14 protein-coding genes are annotated in these 17,468 nt (G+C 74.8%); 2 read left to right on the forward strand and 12 right to left on the reverse strand.

Annotation, left to right across the window (positions count from 1 at the left end; all coding sequences use genetic code 11):
- The 5 genes from ECOMGDLI_RS15860 to ECOMGDLI_RS15880 all read right to left on the reverse strand — a co-directional run.
- Positions 1–898 (reverse strand): protein kinase family protein (locus ECOMGDLI_RS15860; RefSeq protein WP_198954903.1); only part of this gene is annotated, 898 nt, incomplete at its 3' end.
- Positions 899–1,106: 208 nt separating this feature from the next.
- The gene (locus ECOMGDLI_RS15865) at positions 1,107–1,496 is read right to left on the reverse strand and encodes a hypothetical protein (RefSeq protein WP_233153480.1); all 390 of its coding nucleotides are present in this window, start codon (positions 1,494–1,496) and stop codon (positions 1,107–1,109) included.
- Between the two features lie 37 nt (positions 1,497–1,533).
- Positions 1,534–3,645, reverse strand: a complete 2,112-nt coding sequence (gene murJ, locus ECOMGDLI_RS15870; RefSeq protein ID WP_198954904.1) for a murein biosynthesis integral membrane protein MurJ — start codon at positions 3,643–3,645, stop codon at positions 1,534–1,536.
- Positions 3,642–6,170, reverse strand: coding sequence for a DUF6049 family protein (locus ECOMGDLI_RS15875; protein WP_088317805.1), 2,529 nt, complete (start codon positions 6,168–6,170; stop codon positions 3,642–3,644). The genes murJ and ECOMGDLI_RS15875 overlap by 4 nt, the downstream gene beginning before the upstream one ends.
- Positions 6,167–6,652, reverse strand: coding sequence for an NUDIX hydrolase (locus tag ECOMGDLI_RS15880; RefSeq protein ID WP_088317807.1), 486 nt, complete (start codon positions 6,650–6,652; stop codon positions 6,167–6,169). The genes ECOMGDLI_RS15875 and ECOMGDLI_RS15880 overlap by 4 nt, the downstream gene beginning before the upstream one ends.
- 13 nt (positions 6,653–6,665) lie before the next feature.
- On the opposite strand from ECOMGDLI_RS15880, the gene ECOMGDLI_RS15885 reads away from it, so the two are divergent.
- On the forward strand, positions 6,666–8,255 hold the full coding sequence (locus ECOMGDLI_RS15885; protein ID WP_088317808.1) for a CCA tRNA nucleotidyltransferase: 1,590 nt from the start codon (positions 6,666–6,668) through the stop codon (positions 8,253–8,255).
- 26 nt (positions 8,256–8,281) lie between these two features.
- Here the strand turns inward: ECOMGDLI_RS15885 and ECOMGDLI_RS15890 are convergent, their stop codons facing one another.
- The 6 genes from ECOMGDLI_RS15890 to ECOMGDLI_RS15915 form a co-directional block, all read right to left on the reverse strand.
- On the reverse strand, positions 8,282–9,337 hold the full coding sequence (locus ECOMGDLI_RS15890; RefSeq protein WP_088317809.1) for a GNAT family N-acetyltransferase: 1,056 nt from the start codon (positions 9,335–9,337) through the stop codon (positions 8,282–8,284).
- The gene (locus tag ECOMGDLI_RS15895) at positions 9,324–10,436 is read right to left on the reverse strand and encodes a GNAT family N-acetyltransferase (protein ID WP_088317810.1); all 1,113 of its coding nucleotides are present in this window, start codon (positions 10,434–10,436) and stop codon (positions 9,324–9,326) included. Before ECOMGDLI_RS15895 ends, ECOMGDLI_RS15890 begins: the two co-directional genes overlap by 14 nt.
- Before the next feature lie 67 nt (positions 10,437–10,503).
- Entirely contained in the window at positions 10,504–11,796 is a 1,293-nt protein-coding gene (locus tag ECOMGDLI_RS15900; protein WP_198954905.1) for an MFS transporter, read from the reverse strand.
- Between the two features lie 48 nt (positions 11,797–11,844).
- On the reverse strand, positions 11,845–13,428 hold the full coding sequence (locus ECOMGDLI_RS15905; RefSeq protein ID WP_088317812.1) for a regulator: 1,584 nt from the start codon (positions 13,426–13,428) through the stop codon (positions 11,845–11,847).
- Positions 13,429–13,477: 49 nt separating this feature from the next.
- Complete coding sequence (locus ECOMGDLI_RS15910; RefSeq protein ID WP_088317813.1) at positions 13,478–14,212, reverse strand: cysteine hydrolase family protein; 735 nt, start codon at positions 14,210–14,212, stop codon at positions 13,478–13,480.
- Positions 14,209–15,639 carry an allophanate hydrolase gene (locus ECOMGDLI_RS15915; RefSeq protein WP_088317815.1) on the reverse strand — a complete coding sequence of 477 codons (1,431 nt, stop codon included), beginning with the start codon at positions 15,637–15,639 and terminating at the stop codon, positions 14,209–14,211. Before ECOMGDLI_RS15915 ends, ECOMGDLI_RS15910 begins: the two co-directional genes overlap by 4 nt.
- A 181-nt stretch (positions 15,640–15,820) precedes the next feature.
- Between ECOMGDLI_RS15915 and ECOMGDLI_RS15920 the strand changes: the two genes are divergently transcribed.
- Positions 15,821–16,204 carry a hypothetical protein gene (locus tag ECOMGDLI_RS15920; RefSeq protein WP_088317816.1) on the forward strand — a complete coding sequence of 128 codons (384 nt, stop codon included), beginning with the start codon at positions 15,821–15,823 and terminating at the stop codon, positions 16,202–16,204.
- Between the two features lie 72 nt (positions 16,205–16,276).
- On the opposite strand, the gene ECOMGDLI_RS15925 is transcribed toward ECOMGDLI_RS15920, so the two are convergent.
- The gene (locus ECOMGDLI_RS15925) at positions 16,277–17,350 is read right to left on the reverse strand and encodes an inositol-3-phosphate synthase (protein WP_088317817.1); all 1,074 of its coding nucleotides are present in this window, start codon (positions 17,348–17,350) and stop codon (positions 16,277–16,279) included.
- Between the last annotated feature and the right edge of the window lie 118 nt (positions 17,351–17,468).

Genomic DNA, 17,468 nt, shown 5'->3' on the forward strand with positions numbered 1-17,468 from the left:
GCCGGACGGGTGGGTGCTGGACCGGCTTGGGCGCCGGGCGCGGGGCGGGCCGGTCCGGGCTGTTGAGCGCGAGGCCGCGCGGGTCGGTGAGCTGGGCGCTGCGGGCCCAGGGGGCGAGCTGGTCGGCGAGCTCGGCGGGCGTGCGCGGGCCGTCGTCGTGCGGGCCGAGCGTCACCGTGCACAGGGTGTCGAGGTCGTTGGGGATCCCGGCGACGAGGTCGCCGGGGGCGACCGGTCGGCCGTTGACCCGCGGGGCGGCCCCGAGCGCCGTCGTCTGGTCACCGGGCCAGCGGCCGGTGATCGCCGCGTAGAGGACGCTGACGAGCCCCACGGTGTCCGCCCGCTCGGCGGCCTGCGACGTCTCGAGCTCGACCCCGGCGACGGACGCGTCGATCGCCGTCCCGGAGACCTTGACCGACCCGTCGCTCGTGATCCACACCGAGCCGGGGTCGAGGCGCATGTGGTGCAGGCCGCGGCTGCCGGCGCGGGCGAGCGCCTGGGACGCCTCCCCGATGATCCGGCGGGCCATCTCGGCGCGCAGCGGGCCGGCGGTGACGGCGTCGGCGAGGCTGCGGCCGTTGACGTGCTCGCTGACGATGTACGTCGCGTGCCCGCCCGGGACGGCCTGCGAGCCGACGTCGAGGATCCGCACCAGACGGGGGTCCTCGGCGAGCGCGGCGCGGCGGGCCGCGTCGACGATGTCCTCGGACTGCGGGTGCGCCGCGTCGAGCACCCGGACGACGACCGGCCGGTCGAGGGTCTGGTCGACGGCACGCCACAGGGACCCGCCCGAGCCGGCCTGGAGCCGCTCCTCGAGTCGGTACCGTCCTGCGAGGACGAATCCCTGGCCGACGCCGTCCAGCCCCGTACTCCCCTCCGAAGACGCCGTCAGCCCCATCCGAAGGCATCCGGCGGCCCCCATGCTAGGCCGACCGGCGCCGTACTGGCACCGTCGAGAGTCCCCGGACGTCGCCACGCGGTGCGCCGGAGACGCTCGGTGGTCGGTGCCTACGCTGCGCGGCCAACGAATCCACCCACCGCGTGACGTGGGGTAACGATTCCGGAACGGATCGTCGCCACCCGGATCCGTGCCCCGCGTTCGCAGGTCAGGGGGCCGGGGGAGTGCTCCCGTCGACCTCGACGACGGCACGGTCGCGCAGGGCGGGCACCCGGGCGATCAGGTGCGTGCGGGCCGTCCGCCGGACGACGAGGTGCACGCCGCCGTCCGCGTCGACCCGGAAGCGCTCGCGCGGGACGGTCGCCGTCGGGTCGCCCTCGTGGACCCGCGCGACGCCGTCCGCGTAGGCGCGCTCGACCGATCCGGTCCGCGCCAGCGTGCCGCTCGCACGCAGCGCGGCCGCCGCGGCGAGGTCCGTGCCGGAGAGCCGGGTCGCCCCGACCGAGACGGCGTCGAAGCCGACGAGCGACACCGCGGCGGCGGCGACCCCCGCCGTGAGCCACCCCGCCAGCCCCGTCATGGACGACTGTGTCGGCACGACACACCTCGGGGTTGAACGGGACCACCCGTGCGGGTCAGCGGCGCCGCAGCCGCCCGAACAACGGTTCGACGAGGTCGTCGAGCTCGTGGACCTGGAGCACCTTGAGCACGGCGGCGTACACGGCGATCATGACGAGCCCTGCGACCACGAGCCCGAGCGCGACCGCCCCGGCGCCCGCACCGAGCCACGCGAGGACGAACACCTTGACCGACCAGCCGGCGACCGCGGCGAGGGCGGCCCCGACGACGAGCCGGACGTGGGTCCGGACGATCTGCGCGACACCGACCCCGCCGAGGTGGACCCGCACCTGGGCCAGCGACATCGTCGCGCCGACGACGAGCGAGAGCGCGAGCGCGGCACCCGCGCCGACGACGATCTGGGCGCCGTCCAGCTGCCAGCGGACGAGCAGCACGCCGGCCACCCAGACGAGGGTCTGCACGAGCTGGACGCCGAAGGGGGTCTTCGCGTCCTCGTAGGCGTAGAACACCCGCTGGGCCAGGTACTGCGCGGAGTAGGCGACGAGCCCGATGCCCATCGCCGTCGCGGTCCAGCCGATGACGTCGGTCTGCGCCCGGCTGCTCGCGCCGAACATGACGAAGGCGAGGTCCCGCGCGAGCACGAGGAACCCGGCCGCGGCGAGCACCGTCGCGATCCCGACCGTGCGAAGGCCCAGGGACAGGTCGGCGCGGACGTCGTCCCGCCGGCCGTCGGCCGCGGCCCGGGACATCCGGGTGAAGATCGCCGTGACGAGCGAGACGGCGACGAGCGAGTGCGGCAGCACGAAGATCAGGTAGGCGCTGTCGTAGATGATCCGGCCGGCGCCCTTGCCGCCGTTCGTGGCCGCGGCGACACCGCCGGCGTTGACCGTCTTCGACGCGACGATGTACCCGAGCTGGGCGACGAGGACGGCGGCGAAGGTCCAGCCGGCGACCGTGCTCGCCGTCCCGAGCCCGACCCCGCGCAGCCCCCAGCGGAACCGGAAGGTGAAGCCGCTGCGCCGCAGCACCGGCACGAGGACGAGCGCCTGGGACGCGACGCCGAGGGTCGCCGTCCCCGCGAAGAGCGCGATGAGCCCGGGCGACCACGCCGACATCGGCTGGTCGCCCTTCGGGTCGGCACCCGCGACGGCGACGAAGCAGAGCACGCCGAGGATCGCGACGACGTTGTTGACGACGGGGGCCCACATGTACGGCCCGAACGAGCCGCGCGCGTTGAGCACCTGCCCGAGCAGCGTGTAGAGGCCGTAGAAGAAGACCTGCGGCAGGCACCAGAACGCGAACGCGACGCCGAGCGCGAGCTGCTCGGGCCCCCACTTGTCGGAGTAGAGGAGGACGAGCAGCGGTGCCGCCGCGGTGATGAGCAGCGTCGCGACGCCGAGGATGACGACCGACATCGACAGCAGCCGGTCGACGTACTCCCGGCCCTGCTCGCCGCGCTTCATCGCCCGGCTGATCTGCGGCACGAGGACGGCGTTGAGCGCGCCGCCCGCGATGAGGATGTAGAGGTTGTTCGGGATCGTGTTCGCCGTCGTGAACGTGTCGCCGACGAGCTCGAGGCCGATCGCCCAGGCGACGACGATCGCCCGGGCCATCCCGAGGATCCGCGACACGAGCGTGCCCGCCGCCATGAGGGCGCTGCTGCGCATGACCGCGGCGTCGGACCCGGCCCCCGCCGTGTCCTGCTGCCCGTCCCGCGCTCCCGGGACCGTCGGTGCTCCGGACGCCTCCGCGTCGCCCGCAACCCCGTCCGGTGCCGGTCCTCCCGGTCCGCCCGGTCCGCCCGGTGGCCGCGGCAGCTCGTCGACGCTGATCCCGGCTCCGGCCGCCCCGGCCCGCAGCGAACGGCGGCTCGGGTAGGGCCGGCTCCCGGGGGTGCCGGGCGGGCCGGCGGCCGCGACGTGCTCGGCGTAGGCGGTCCGGGCCAGGTCCGACAGGTCGATCCCGGTCGGGATCGTCTCCGGCGGCTGCATGACCGGGGTCGCGCCGGGGGCCGCCGGCGGCAGCGAGACCTCCCAGTCCCACTCGGAGGTCCGCTTGTCGGCGACGTGCCGGCCGCGGCCGCGCGCCCGCGGCGCGCTGCGCTGCGCCGGCCCGGCCCACTCGTCCTGGCCCGGGCCGGGTCGCCGGTCGGGGCGCCGCTCGCTCATCGGGCACCGTCCCGCGGGACGACGTCGAGCGGCCGGGTGCCGGAGCCGGTCGGGGGGCCGTCCTTCGGGGCGTCCGTGGCCTCGTCCGTCGGGGAGCCCGCCGCCGGCTCCTCCGCCGGGACGTCGTCCGCCTCGGCGAGCACCCGGCCGGTGTCGTCGACGAGGACCCGCCCGACGTCGTCCGGGTCGGGCACGGTGTCGAGCGGCACCGACGGCCGGCGGCCGCGACGGACGCCGCGGACCAGGCCGACGACGAGCAGCAGCACGAGGCCGCCGCCGACGACCGCGATCCCGCGGTTCTCCCAGTCGCTGCGCACCCGGACCGGGATCGTCACGGGCTGGGTGATCCGACGCAGGTCCGGTGTGAGCAGCGTGACGTCGACGTCGACGTTGCCGTCGCCGATGGCCCGCACCGGCACGAGGGCCTGCCGCTGGGCGCCCGCCCCGACGGTCACCGGCACCGCCTCGTCGACGCGGAGCCGGCCGGACCGAGGCCGCAGCGCGACGACGACCCGGACGTCGACGTCGAGGTCGTTCTGCACGGTCACGGGCAGGTTGCCGGTCTGCGCGAGCAGGTTCTTCGAGCTGCCGACGGCGACCCGGACCCCGCCGTAGAACCGGTCGACGGCCCGCCCGAGGTTGCGGGTGCGCGCGTCGAGGCGCTGCGGGTCGCTGCGCCACGCGGTGCCGACGAGGGAGAGCGACTCACGCTCGAGCGGCCGGACGACGGGGTCCGGGTCGACGAGCGCGGGGGCGAAGCGGGCCAACCGGCGGCGGGCCGACGCGACGAGCCGCAGCGCGTCGGCGGCGATCTCGGCCTTGCGCGCCGCGGCCGGGTAGCTCAGGGTGCGGGCGCTCGTCCGGTCCGCGGGCTCGGTCCGCAGGCTGCCGGCCGTGGTCAGCGCGAGCCAGGACGTCGACCGCAGCGTCGCGAGCACCTGGGACAGGCTCGAGCCGTCGACCCGCCAGTCCCGGGGGGCGACGACGAGCACGCTGCGGCCGCCGGCGCCGGACGGCGCGGGGGCGTCGAGCGACTCGCGGGCGGTCGCCGCGAGGTCGGCCACGAACCGCTGCTGGGCGAGGGCGTCGCCACCCCGGCCGGCGGCGGCGAACGCCGAGGACATCACGTCGTCCGCGACGAGCCCGCCGACCGTGCCGTCCGTGACGGTGATGCTGCTGCGCGGCCGCGGGGTGACGTCGGGCGCCCCGGTCGAGGGCTGGGCGGCGCCGGCGAGGACGAGGTCGGTGAGCCCGGTGCGGGCGGCGAGGTCCGCCGTCGCGCGGTCGGCGAACCCGTCGACGGGCCAGGCGAGGCCGGACGGCAGCGCCGCCCCGAGCGCCGTCCGGGCGGCGCTGTCCCCGGCGGTGAGCGCGGCGGTGAGCAGGTCGGGCTGCTCGGCGCGGGCGAGCGCGGTGAGGTCGGGGTCGCCGAAGGGCAGGGCACGCACGTCCTGCCGGCCGATCGACTCCTTGACCGTCGTGAGCCACTCCTGCGCGCCGGGCACCTGGGCGGAGACGTCCGGCGGGGTCGTCCCGGTGCCGCCGTCGGCCGGGTCCCCGGTGCCGGCGGTGGGCGTCGGGCCGCCGTCCGCCGGGGTCGTGGCCGCACCGGACGGCGTCGCGGTGGCGGTCCCCGTGCCGGTGCCGTCGTCGTCGGCCCGGCCTGCGCGGTGGGCGGCGAGCAGCAGCGCGGGGTCGACGGCCCAGGTCAGCCCCGGGGTCGTCGCGGCGACCCGGGTGAGCCGGCCGATCCGGCCGGTCGGGGAGAGGTCCTCGAGGGTCTGCACGTCGGGGGCCGATGTGTCCGGGACGGGGCGGGTGGAGACGAGCGGCACGAGGACGCCGAGCCGCAGCGTCGGCGGGGCCGTCTCGGGGCTCCAGACGGTGAAGGTCCGCTGCGCGCCGACGACGCCGCGCCGCAGGGCGCCGTCCTCGCTCGCGGGCGTGCCCCCCCGCACGGTCGCGCCGACGAGCTCGACGGTGACGCCACGGGGGCCGAAGGACGCCGACCCGCCGGGCAGGCCGAACGAGGTGTCGACCTCCTTGCGGGCGGTGAAGGTCGCGGTCGCGCCCGGCGCGAGCCGGCCGGCGAGCTTCGTCGTGACGACGACCTTGCCGGGGAACTCGTCGCCCTCGCCCGCGGCCCACGCCTCGATCGCGGCCCGGCTCCGGATCCGCTCGGGCCGGATGTGCACGTCGACGCTCAGCGCACCGAGCGTCGCGCGGGTCGTGTTGCGCACCGTGCCGGTCACCGTGAGCACGGCCCCGGGGACGAGCGTGCCCGGGGTGAGGCCGGTCACCGTGACGGTGCCGTCGCCGGTGGCCGTCGCGGCCCGCTGCGGCGCGGCGTCCGCCACCGCGGCGGCGGCCGGCGGCGGCTCGGTGAACGGGGTCGCGAGGGCGGCCCCGGGCGAGGCCGGGGCCAGGGCCATCGCGACGGCGCCCGCCCCGGCGGCCAGCACCCGGACGAGGCCCGGCAGCCCCCTGGCCCGGACGGCGGCGCCGGTCGGCGCGGGGGCGCTCACGCGGAGTCCGCGAGGCGCGCGGTCGCGGCCCGCGCGATCTTGCGTTCGTTGGGGAACTCGAGCACGCGCCCGAGGTCGTCGAGGGCCACCCAGGCGACGTCGACCGCCTCCCGGTCCGGGTCGCCCTCGACCGTCAGCTCACCACCGGTGGCCTCGAGGAGGTAGTGGTGCACCCGCTTGTGGATCCGCCGGCCCTCGGCGGAGAACCAGAAGTCGATGGTCCCGAGCGCGCAGATCAGCCGGCCGTGGATGCCGGTCTCCTCGGCGATCTCCCGGACGGCGGCCTGCTCGGGGGTCTCGCCGTCCTCGAGGTGGCCCTTCGGCAGGCACCACTCGACCCGGCCGGCCCGGTTGACCCGGGCGATCACCGCCGCGCAGGGCCGGGCGCGGGCGAGGTCCACGACGAGACCGCCCGCGGACAGCTCCTCGACCGTCGGCATCGACCGCCGCTGGTCGCGCGAGGGCCGGGACGGTCGGGACATGTCCTTCACTGTAATGGGGCACCCCCTTCACCCGGCCGCCCCCGAAGGTCCGCCGCGACGGTCCCTGCGACGTCTCCGCACGAAACCGGTCAGGGGCGGGGTCCGTGATCTGGCAGGCTTGACGGTCGTGCCGCCGTCCTCGTCCCTGCTGCTCGTGCCGTCGTCCGTCGACGAGGCGCGGCGCCGGCTCGCGGCCGCCCTCCTCGTGCTCGACCCCGCCGTCGGCGAGCTCGGCGTGCTCTTCGAGCGGGCGGGCCACCGGCTGGCCCTCGTCGGCGGCCCGGTGCGGGACGCCGTCCTCGCCCGCAGCTCGCCGGACCTGGACTTCACGACCGACGCCCGCCCGGACGACACGATCGCGATCCTCAAGCGCTGGGGCGACGCCCACTGGGACATCGGCAAGGAGTTCGGCACGATCGGCGCCCGCAAGGGGGACGTGCTCGTCGAGGTGACGACGTACCGGTCCGAGGAGTACGACCCGACGTCCCGCAAGCCCCAGGTCGTCTTCGGCGACTCCCTCGAGGGCGACCTGCGCCGCCGCGACTTCACCGTCAACGCGATGGCCGTCGAGCTGCCGTCGATGACGTTCGTCGACCCGCACGACGGCCTCACCGACCTCGTCGCCCGCCGGCTGCGCACGCCCGGCACCCCGCAGGAGTCCTTCGGCGACGACCCGCTGCGGATGATGCGCGCCGCCCGGTTCGCCGCCCAGCTCGGCTTCGCGGTCGACCCGGACGCCGTCCGCGCGATGCACGACATGGCCGACCGGCTGACGATCGTCGCCGTCGAGCGCTCCCGGGTCGAGCTGGAGAAGCTGCTCCTCGCGCCGGACCCGCGCCCGGGCATCGAGCTGCTCGTCGACACCGGGCTGGCCGCGCACGTCGTCCCCGAGGTGGGGGCGCTCAAGCTCGTCGTCGACGAGCACAACCGGCACAAGGACGTCTACGAGCACTCGCTCACCGTGCTCGCCCAGGCGATCGCCCTCGAGGACGGTCCGGACGGCGCCGTGCCCGGCCCGGACCTCGTGCTGCGGCTCGCCGCGCTGCTCCACGACATCGGCAAGCCCGCGACGCGGCGGTTCGAGGAGGGTGGCGGGGTCTCCTTCCACCACCACGAGATCGTCGGCGCGAAGCTCACCGCGAAGCGGCTCAAGGCGCTGCGGTTCGACAAGGACACGGTCAAGGACGTCGCGCGCCTCGTCGAGCTGCACCTGCGCTTCCACGGCTACGGCGAGGGCGGCTGGACCGACTCCGCCGTCCGCCGCTACGTCACGGACGCCGGCCCGCTCCTCGACCGGCTCCACAAGCTGACCCGCTCGGACTGCACGACGCGCAACCGGCGCAAGGCCGCCCGGCTCGCCGGCGCCTACGACGACCTCGAGGCCCGGATCGCCGCCCTGCGCGAGCAGGAGGAGCTCGACTCGGTCCGCCCCGACCTCGACGGCAACGCGATCATGGAGATCCTCGGGATCGGCCCGGGCCGCGACGTCGGCCGGGCCTGGACCTTCCTCAAGGAGCTGCGGCTCGACCGCGGGCCGCTCGACCCAGACGAGGCGCGCACGCTCCTCGTCGAGTGGTGGAGGACCCAGCAGCCGACCGGCTGACCGCCGGCCGGCCGGCCGCGCGGACCTCAGCCGAGCGACTTCTCCCAGCACGTCTCCCGCGCCACCGGCCGGAACCCCATGGCGACGTTCACCCGGAGCATCGGGGCGTTCGACGCCGCGTTGTACGTCGTGATCCGACGGACCTGCGGGAACCGCTCGACGGCGGCCCGCAGGTTCGCCGCCTTGATCGCCATCCCGAGCCGGTGGCCGCGGTGCTCCCGGAGCACGAGCGTGTTCCACTGGAACGCGTGCTCCGGGTCGGTCGGCCGCACCCCGATCTGGGTGAATGCGACGAGCCGGCCGGACGGCACGTGGAGCACGGCCGTGTCGACGACGACCCGGCCCTGGGCGGCGGCGGTGCCCTCCCAGGCCTTGACCCGCTCGGCGTCCCAGCGCTGCTCCTCGGACGTCATGTCCCCGGTCGGGGCGTCCGTGCTCATCCGGCGGTTGAGGTGCGCGCGCTCCTCGAGCCAGGCGTGCGGCTCCCGGTCCCACCACCAGGTGAGCAGCCGGTAGTCGTCGCCGAGGTGCTCGCCGGTCTCGGCGACGAGCGGGGCGAGCGCCCGGTCGAGCGCCGCGGGGTCGTCCGGGTCGAGCTCGAGGTCGCTGCGCAGGCTCGGCAGCGTCGACCGGTAGCCGTGCCGCGTCGCGAACGCGGTGGTCGGGTCCTCGGCGCTCTCGTCGGCGGGCAGCAGCTCCCAGGTCTGGACGACGCCCCGCCCGGACTCCCGGACGAGCGCCTCGGCGTGCGCCAGCAGCCGGGTGCCGACGCCCTGCCGGCGGAACCCCGGCGCGACGGTCAGCCCGAGGTCGGCGACGTCGAGGTTGTCGTGGAGGGAGTACGTCAGCCCCCACGTGGCGACCGGCTCCCCGTCGACGAGCCCGACACCGATCCGCTTGTCGTGCGCGGCGTCGGTGCGGACCCAGGCGAGGATCTCGTCCGCCGTCCGGGCACCGTGCCGTTCGCCGAGGAGCAGCCGCGCCGAGGCGACGTCGGCGGCGTCGTGCGCCCGACGGTAGAGCGCGGCGTCCTCCTCGCGCTCGGCGTCGAGCTCGGCGATGGTCAGGTCACTCGTGAGCATCGGTGGGCCCCGTCCTCTTCTCCCAGCAGGTCGTCCGCAGCACGGGGCGGAACCCCATCGCGTGGTTCACCCGCAGCATCGGTGCGTTCGACTCGGCGTTGTAGGTCGTGACGCGGCGCAGCCCCGGCGTGCGTCCGGCGAGGGCCCGCAGGTTCGCCGCCTTGAGCGCCATCCCGAGGCGCTGGCCGCGATGCTCGCGGAGCACGAGCGTGTCCCACTGGAACGCATGGTGCGGCAGGTGCTTGGGGAGCGCGAGCACGGTGAACGCGACGAGCCGCCCGGAGGGCACGTGCAGGGCGGCGGTCTCGACCACCGTCTTGCCCTGCGCGGCGGCGACCGCCTCGTTCTCCCGGACCCGGGCGCCGTCCCAGCGCTCCTCCTCGATCGTCATGTCCCCCGACGGGGCGTCGGTGCTCATCCGCTGCATGAGCCGGGCCCGGTCGTCGAGGTACTCGTCGGGAACGGTGTTCCACCAGGTGAGGAGCCGGTACTGCCCGTCGCGGCTCTCCAGCCGGTCGGTCGCCGGGTCGAAGCGACCGGCGGTCTCGGCGTCGAGCGGTGCCAGTGCCCGGGCGAGACCGTCCGCCCCCGGGTCGAGGTCGAGGTCGTTGCGCAGGCTCGGCAGCGTCGAGACGTAGCCGTGCCCGGTGGCGAACGGGGTCGTCGGGTCCTCGACGGCCGGGTCGACGGCACTGCCCTGCCAGGTCTGGACGACGGGGCGACCCTCGGCGCGGACGAGCGCCTCCGTGTGCCGCAGCAGCGTGCTGCCGATGCCCCGGCGACGGTGCTCCGGGTGCACGGTGACGTCGACGAACCCGACGTCGAGGTTGTCGTGGACCGTCAGCTCGACGAGCCACGTGCCGACCGGGGTCCCGTCGTCCTCGAGGGCGACGCCGCGCGTCGTCCGGTAGCTCGTGCTGTCGCGCTCGGAGATGAGGGTCTCCTCCGCGGAGCGGGGCGCCGCCCGGTCGCCGAGCAGGTGGCGGTCGGCGACGAGGTCGACGTCCTCGTACGCCCGGTGGAAGAGGTCGACGTCCGCCGGGGCGTGGAGGTCGAGCGTGCGGAGGGTCACGGCACCGCGCCGGGTCGTCGTCGACATCCCCCCAGTCCAGCACCGGGCATATCGGACCCGCCACGGGTTTTCCGCCGGGCGGGCCGACGACCTCTCACCGGCGTTCGTGGAACCGGCCGTAGAGCACGGCGGTGAGCGCGTAGAGCAGGGTGATCCCGACGTAGACGCCCGGCGAGTACCCGTCGGCCGGCAGCACCGTCGCGCAGACCGCGGCGGAGACGACCGACGCGACGTTGAAGACGACGTCGTAGAAGGACATGACCCGGCCGCGGAAGGAGTCCTCGACGCTGCCCTGGACGATCGCGTCGACGCAGATCTTCGCGCCCTGCGCCGCGGTGCCGAGGACGAAGGCGCCGACGAGGGCGGTCGTCACGTCGAGGAACACGACGAACGTCGCCTCGACGAGGGCGGCCGCGACGAGGCAGACGACGATCCACGTCTCCATCCGCATCCGCCGGGTCGCGACCGGGGTGACGAGGGCCGCGACGAAGAACCCGACGCCGGATGCGACGAAGATCGACGCGAGCAGCGCCGCCCCGGCGTCGGTGTCGGCCGGGTCCGTGAAGTAGTTGCGGCACAGCAGGATGATGACGACGGTCGTCGCGCCGTAGGCCAGCCGGTGGCCGCCGATCGCGGCCAGCGCCAGCGTCGGCCGGCGCTTGTGCCGCAGGTAGTGCAGGGCGTCGACGAACCCGCGCGCGACCCCGGCCACCGCCTCGGCGACGTCGTGCCACGGCAGCCGGCGCTCGCCGTCCGGCCCGAGCAGGTCCTTGTCCATGAGCCGGGCGACCTGGGACGCCGCGGCGAACCCCGCCGCCGCGAGGAGCAGGATCACCGCGTCGGTGCCGTTGCCGGGGGAGAGCGCGAGCCGGACGCCGACCCCGACCCCGCCGCCGAGCAGCGCGGCGAGGGTGCCGCTCGTCGGGGAGACGGCGTTCGCCATGACGAGCTCGTCCTCGGGGACGACGTGCGGCAGGCTCGCGCCGAGCCCGGCGAGGATGAACCGGTTGACGGACAGGCACACGAGGACGGCCACGTAGAGCGGCACCCCGACGACCCCGGCGCCGACGAGCGCGGCGACCCCGACGACGAGCGCGGCCCGCACGAGGTTCGCGACGACGAGCACCTGCCGCCGGCGCCAGCGGTCGAGGAGCACCCCGGCGAACGGGCCGACCAGGGTGTACGGCAGGACGGCGACGGCGAACGCGGCCGCGACCGCACCGGCCGTCGCGGCGCGCTCGGGGGAGAAGAAGAACAGGCTCGCGAGGCCGGCCTGGAACGCGCCGTCCGCCGCCTGGGAGACGAGACGGGTGGCGAACAAGCGGCGGAAGTCCCTGCCCCGCAGGACGATCCGCAGGTCGCCCAGGTAGGTCCCGCCGGTCGTCACGGGGGCAAGGCTAGATCCAGGTCCCCCGTGACGACGACGGCGGGGCGGTCAGGCGTGCTCGAGCTCGGCCTCCTCGGGGTCCGGGACCCGCTCCGGCAGCCGGAGCGCGACGAACGCGGCGCAGACGATGCCGGCGAACAGGTACCCGAGGGCGACCTGGCCGTTCGCACCCCACTCGACCTTCTCGCCGTGGATGAGCCCGATCCACGACAGCGCGGCACCCGCGCCGCAGAACCCGGCCGCCCACGCGAACCGGCGATCGATGAGGAAGGCGACGATCGCGCCGAGGACGAGCCCGGCGAGGATGCCGCCCTCCCCGAGCGTCTTCGTGCCCGAGTAGACGACGCCGGCCGCGAGGATCTTGTCCTCGCCGACCTCGGCCGCGCTCGTGCCGGCCGCCGCGAGGACGTTGTCCATGTAGCTCGTCGCCCACTGCGCGATGTTCGGCACGAGCGCCGCGACGACGGCCGCGGCGTGCACCTTCGGCGGCACCTGGAAGGCCTGCGCCCCGATCATGAAGCCGATGTACAGCAGGATCGGCACGATCGCCGGGGTCGGCAGCAGCGCCGCGAGCAGGCCGAAGAGTCCGAGGAAGCACATGAGTGCGACGGCGATGCCGCTGGCCATCGAGTAGCCGGTGCGCCCGCCCGCGTCCTTCCAGCCGGGGTGGCCGATGTAGACCGCCGGCGGGAACGGCGAGCCGAGCGCCGAGCCGATGATCGCGCCCGTGCCGTCCGCGAGCAGGACGGCGCGCAGCGAGTACTTGTCGCCCGCCGCCTCGGCGCTCTCCACGTTCGTCATCGCCTCGGTGAAGTTGTAGACGCCGAGCGGGATCGCCGTCGCGAGCAGCGGGGCCACCTCGGACAGCCCGGTGAAGAGCAGGTCGAGCTGCAGCGTCGGCAGCCCGATGGCGATGTCCTTCGCCGCCGCGGTCACGTCGGGTGCGCTCATGTACCCGCCCGCCCAGGCGATCGCCGTCCCGACGAGCAGTGCCGCCAGGCCCATCGGGAAGCCGCCCGGCAGCCGGACCCCGGCGAGGAAGCCGATGATGATGAGCACGAGCACGGGCAGCGCGATCCATGCCGCCTCCCACATCTGTGCGGCGGGGCGCATGGAGATGAAGGAGATCGAGATGCCGGCGAGCGTGCCGAGCAGCGCCGCGCGCGGGGTGTACTTGCGGATGTACGGCCCGACGAAGGCCCCGATGAGCACGATGGCGCCGATGATGAAGGCCCAGGCGACACCGGCCTGCCACGCCGTCACCGCGCTCTTCGTCTGCAGGTAGACCGGCAGCATGACGACGAAGACGACGATGAACATGTGCGGCACGCTCGGCCCGTAGGGCAGGGCGGCGACGTCGGTCCGGCGCTCGGCGAAGGCGAGCCGGCGCGCGAGGTAGGAGTAGTAGACGTTGCCGGCGACGAGCGCGATGCCGAGCGCGGGCAGGATCGTGCCGAAGACGTCGTCGGCCGGGATCTGGACGACGCCGATCGTCAGCCCGGTGAGGACGAGCACGTTGACGAGGATGTTGAAGCCGAGGCCGAAGAAGGCGTTCGTGTCGCCGCGCACCCAGTAGGGGAGCGTGAAGGCGGCGTCGGGATCGGTCTGGGACCGGGTGTCGGTGGTGGACATGGCAGCTCCTGGGAGGTCGCAGGGCTCGGGGGGTCAGGGGTTCGAGGGCTCAGGTCGCGGACAGCGCCGGGGCGGACGCCGTGGCGAGGGCCGCGAGGAAGGCGGCCGCCGGGGCCGTCCAGCCGAAGATGCCGCCCTGGGCGGCGACCATCTCGAGGCCGACCTGCTGGAACGTCGGGAAGTACGAGCCGACGCAGTCGGTGAGGACGAGGCACTCGTACCCGCGGTCGTTCGCCTCCCGGACCGTCGTGTGCACGCACACCTCGGTCGTGACGCCGGTGACGACGAGCCGGGTGATCTCGTGCTCGCGCAGGACGGCCTCGAAGCCGGTGGCGTAGAACGCGCCCTTGCCCGGCTTGTCGACGACGGGCTCGCCGTCGACCGGGTAGAGGTCGTCGACGATGTCGTGGCCCGGCTCCCCGCGGACGAGGATGCGGCCGTTCGGTCCCGGGTCGCCGATGCGCGCGGACGGCTTGCCGCGCAACAGCTTCGCGGGCGGGCAGTCGGACAGGTCCGGCAGGTGGCCCTCCCGGGTGTGGACGACGAGCAGGCCGGCGGCCCGGGCGGCGCCGAGCACGCCCTTGAGCACCGGGATCACTCCTGCGAGCTGCGAGACGTCGTTGCCGAGCGACTCGCCGAAGCCGCCCGGCTCGACGAAGTCCCGCTGCATGTCGATGAGGACGAGCGCCGTCGTCGACAGGTCCAGCGGGAACCCGTAGGGCAGCGCGTCGACGACGGGCGTGTCAGGGCCGGGTGGTGCGGGGACGGGGAACGGGCTGGTCATGCTGCTGCCTCCTGACGGGTGGACGGGAGCAGACCGGCGTCCGCGAGCAGGTCGAGGACGACGGGGCCTGGGGCCGCGGGCTCGTCGAGGAGCCGGGCGGCGATCGCGGCGAGCGTGAGGTCGCTGCCGGCGGGGCCGAGCAGGGTGATCCCGAGCGGCCGGCCGTCCGGCGTCGTGCCGAGCGGCAGCGCGATGCCGGCGAGGTCGAGGAGATTGCCGGACTGGGTGTACCGGCCGAGCATGAGGTTGCGGCGCACCGGGTCCGCGTCCACCTGGGCCTGGGTGAACGTCGTCCCGACGGTCGGCACGAGGACGGTGTCGACGTCGCGCCACAGCGGTGCGACGGCGTGCCGCAGGTCCTGCAGCCGGTACAGCGCCGCGTACGCGTCGACGGCGCTGAACCGCGCGCCCGAGCGGATGACCTGCTCGACGACGGGTTCGACCTCGCCGGGGTGCGCGTCCATGAAGTCGCCGAAGACCGCGAGCCGTTCCCCGACCCACGGGCCCTCGTAGAGCAGGTCGCCCGCCGCGGTGAACGGCGTGAGGTCGATCTCGACCCCGTCGGCGCCGAGCCGGGCGACGGCGTCCGCCCGGGCCGCGAGGTGCGCGGCGGCCATGACGCCGTCCCCGAAGAACTCGAGCGTCGAGGTCGCGGGCAGCCCGATCCGGGGCCGGAACCCCTGCGGCGGAGGGGGTGCGAGCCGGCGCGGCGGTCCCCACGGCTCCGCGTCGTCCGGGCCGGCGATCGCCGCGAGCAGGGTCAGCGCGTCGGCGAGCCGGGCACCCATGACGGTGACGCAGTCGAGCGTGCGGCAGGCCGGCACGAGCCCGACCGTGCTCGTGATGCCCCGGGTCGGCTTGATGCCGACGATCCCGTTGAGCGCCGCCGGCACCCGGCCGGAACCGGCTGTGTCGGTGGCGATCGCGACCGGGACGACGCCGCGCGCGACGGCCAGCGCCGACCCCGAGCTGGAGCCGCCGGAGATCATCCCCTGCCCGTACACGCTCTCGCCGCGGCCGTACGGCGAGCGGGTGCCGACGAGGCCCGTCGCGAACTGGTCGAGGTTGTGCTTGCCGACGACGAGCGCGCCCGCGGCCTCGGCCCGCCGGACCGCGGTCGCCGACTCCGCGGGCGTGTATGCGTAGGCGGGGCAGCCGTTCGTCGTCGGGAGGCCCGCGACGTCGATGCTGTCCTTCACCCCGATCGGCACCCCGGCGAGCGGCAGCGCGGCGTCCACCTGCCCGGCCCGGGCGAGCAGCGCGGCGCGCGGCGCGACGCTGATCCAGGCGTGGTCCGCCGCCGTGCCGGCGATCCGGGCGAGCACGTCGTCGACGAGCCGGGCCGGCGTCGTCGCCCCGGCGGCGAAGGCCGCCCGCAGGTCGGCGACGGACGGCCCGGGGGTGGGGCCCGGCGACGCGGTGGTCATGGATCACGAGTGTGAGAAGCAGGATGTCCGGAAAGTGACCTCTCCAGTTACGTCTGCATGTCGTGGCTCACAGTCAGCGTGCTCACGCTGCGGAGCCGTCGGGGTGCAGGCGCTCACCGGCGCTCAAGGCGGCCGCCGCCGGACCCGACGTCCCGGTGGACCGCGAGGAAGGGAGCACCTGATGTCGGCCACGTGCGAGTGGCGTCAGCACGAGGGCGTCCGCTACCTGTTCCTGTGCCCCGGCGGCCGCGGCGCGGAGCACCTGGCCGACGTCCTGCGCGGCGCCCACGAGCTCATGGTCCCGGAGCCGCCCGGGCTGCTGCGGGCCCTGTTCGACAACCGGCCGCTGAGCGGGTTCCTCCCCGGCTCCGCCCAGCTCGGCGAGGCCAAGCGCGTGCAGCGCGACGTGCTCCGGGAGCACAGCCTGCGGCTCGCGGTCGTCGGCGTGACCGGTGTGAGCGCCGCGGTCGTCCGCGGCATGAGCGCGATGAGCGGGCGGGTGACGATGCTGCCGGCGCCCACGCCGGAGTCGGCGCTGGCGTTCCTCGCCCGTGAGGTGAGCTGACGGACGACGCGGACGGCGCGGCACCCGGGTGGGTGCCGCGCCGTCCGTCGTGCGTGGTCCGTCGGACCGGGCTCAGCCCTCGTCGCGGATGAACGCCTCGAGCTTCTCGCGGCCCTCGCGGTCCTCGATCTGCACCGGCGGCGACTTCATGAGGTACGCCGACGCCGAGATGACCGGCCCGCCGACGCCGCGGTCCTTGGCGATCTTCGCGGCGCGCAGCGCGTCGATGATGACGCCGGCCGAGTTCGGGGAGTCCCAGACCTCGAGCTTGTACTCGAGGTTGAGCGGGACGTCGCCGAACGCGCGACCCTCGAGGCGGACGTACGCCCACTTGCGGTCGTCGAGCCACTGCACGTAGTCCGACGGGCCGATGTGCACGTTCTTCGCACCGAGGTCGTGGTCGAGGTTGCTCGTCACGGCCTGCGTCTTGGAGATCTTCTTCGACTCGAGGCGGTCGCGCTCGAGCATGTTCTTGAAGTCCATGTTGCCGCCGACGTTGAGCTGGTACGTCCGGTCGAGGACGACGCCGCGGTCCTCGAACAGCCGCGCCATGACGCGGTGCGTGATCGTCGCGCCGACCTGGCTCTTGATGTCGTCACCGACGATCGGGACGCCGGCGTCCTCGAACTTCTTGGCCCACACCGGGTCCGACGCGATGAAGACCGGCAGCGCGTTGACGAACGCCACCTTCGCCTCGATCGCGCACGTCGCGTAGAACTTCGCCGCGGCCTCGGAACCCACGGGCAGGTAGCAGATGAGGACGTCGACCTGCTGGTCGCGCAGCACCTGCACGACGTCCACCGGCTCCTCGTCGGACTCGGTGATGGTCTCGCGGTAGTACTTGCCGAGACCGTCGAGGGTGTGGCCGCGCTGCACCGGCACACCGAGCGGCGGCACCTCGCAGATCTTGATCGTGTTGTTCTCGCTGGCGCCGATGGCCTCGGACAGGTCCAGGCCGACCTTCTTGCCGTCGACGTCGAACGCGGCGACGAACTCGATGTCGCTCACGTGGTAGTCGCCGAACGTCACGTGCATGAGGCCGGGCACGGAGCCCGCCGGGTCGGCGTCCCGGTAGTAGTGCACGCCCTGGACGAGCGACGCGGCGCAGTTGCCGACGCCGACGATGGCGACGCGGACGGATCCCATGTGGTGCTCCTCTTCTGGTGCGGGTTCCACTCGGTGGGTGAGTGGGTGGGGGCGCAGGCCCGGGTGCCTGGTGGGCGCCCGGGCACGAACGGTCAGCGGGCGGGCGGGGCCGCTCCGG

The organism is Kineosporia sp. R_H_3 (assembly GCF_002198675.1).
Classification (GTDB): Bacteria; Actinomycetota; Actinomycetes; order Actinomycetales; family Kineosporiaceae; genus R-H-3.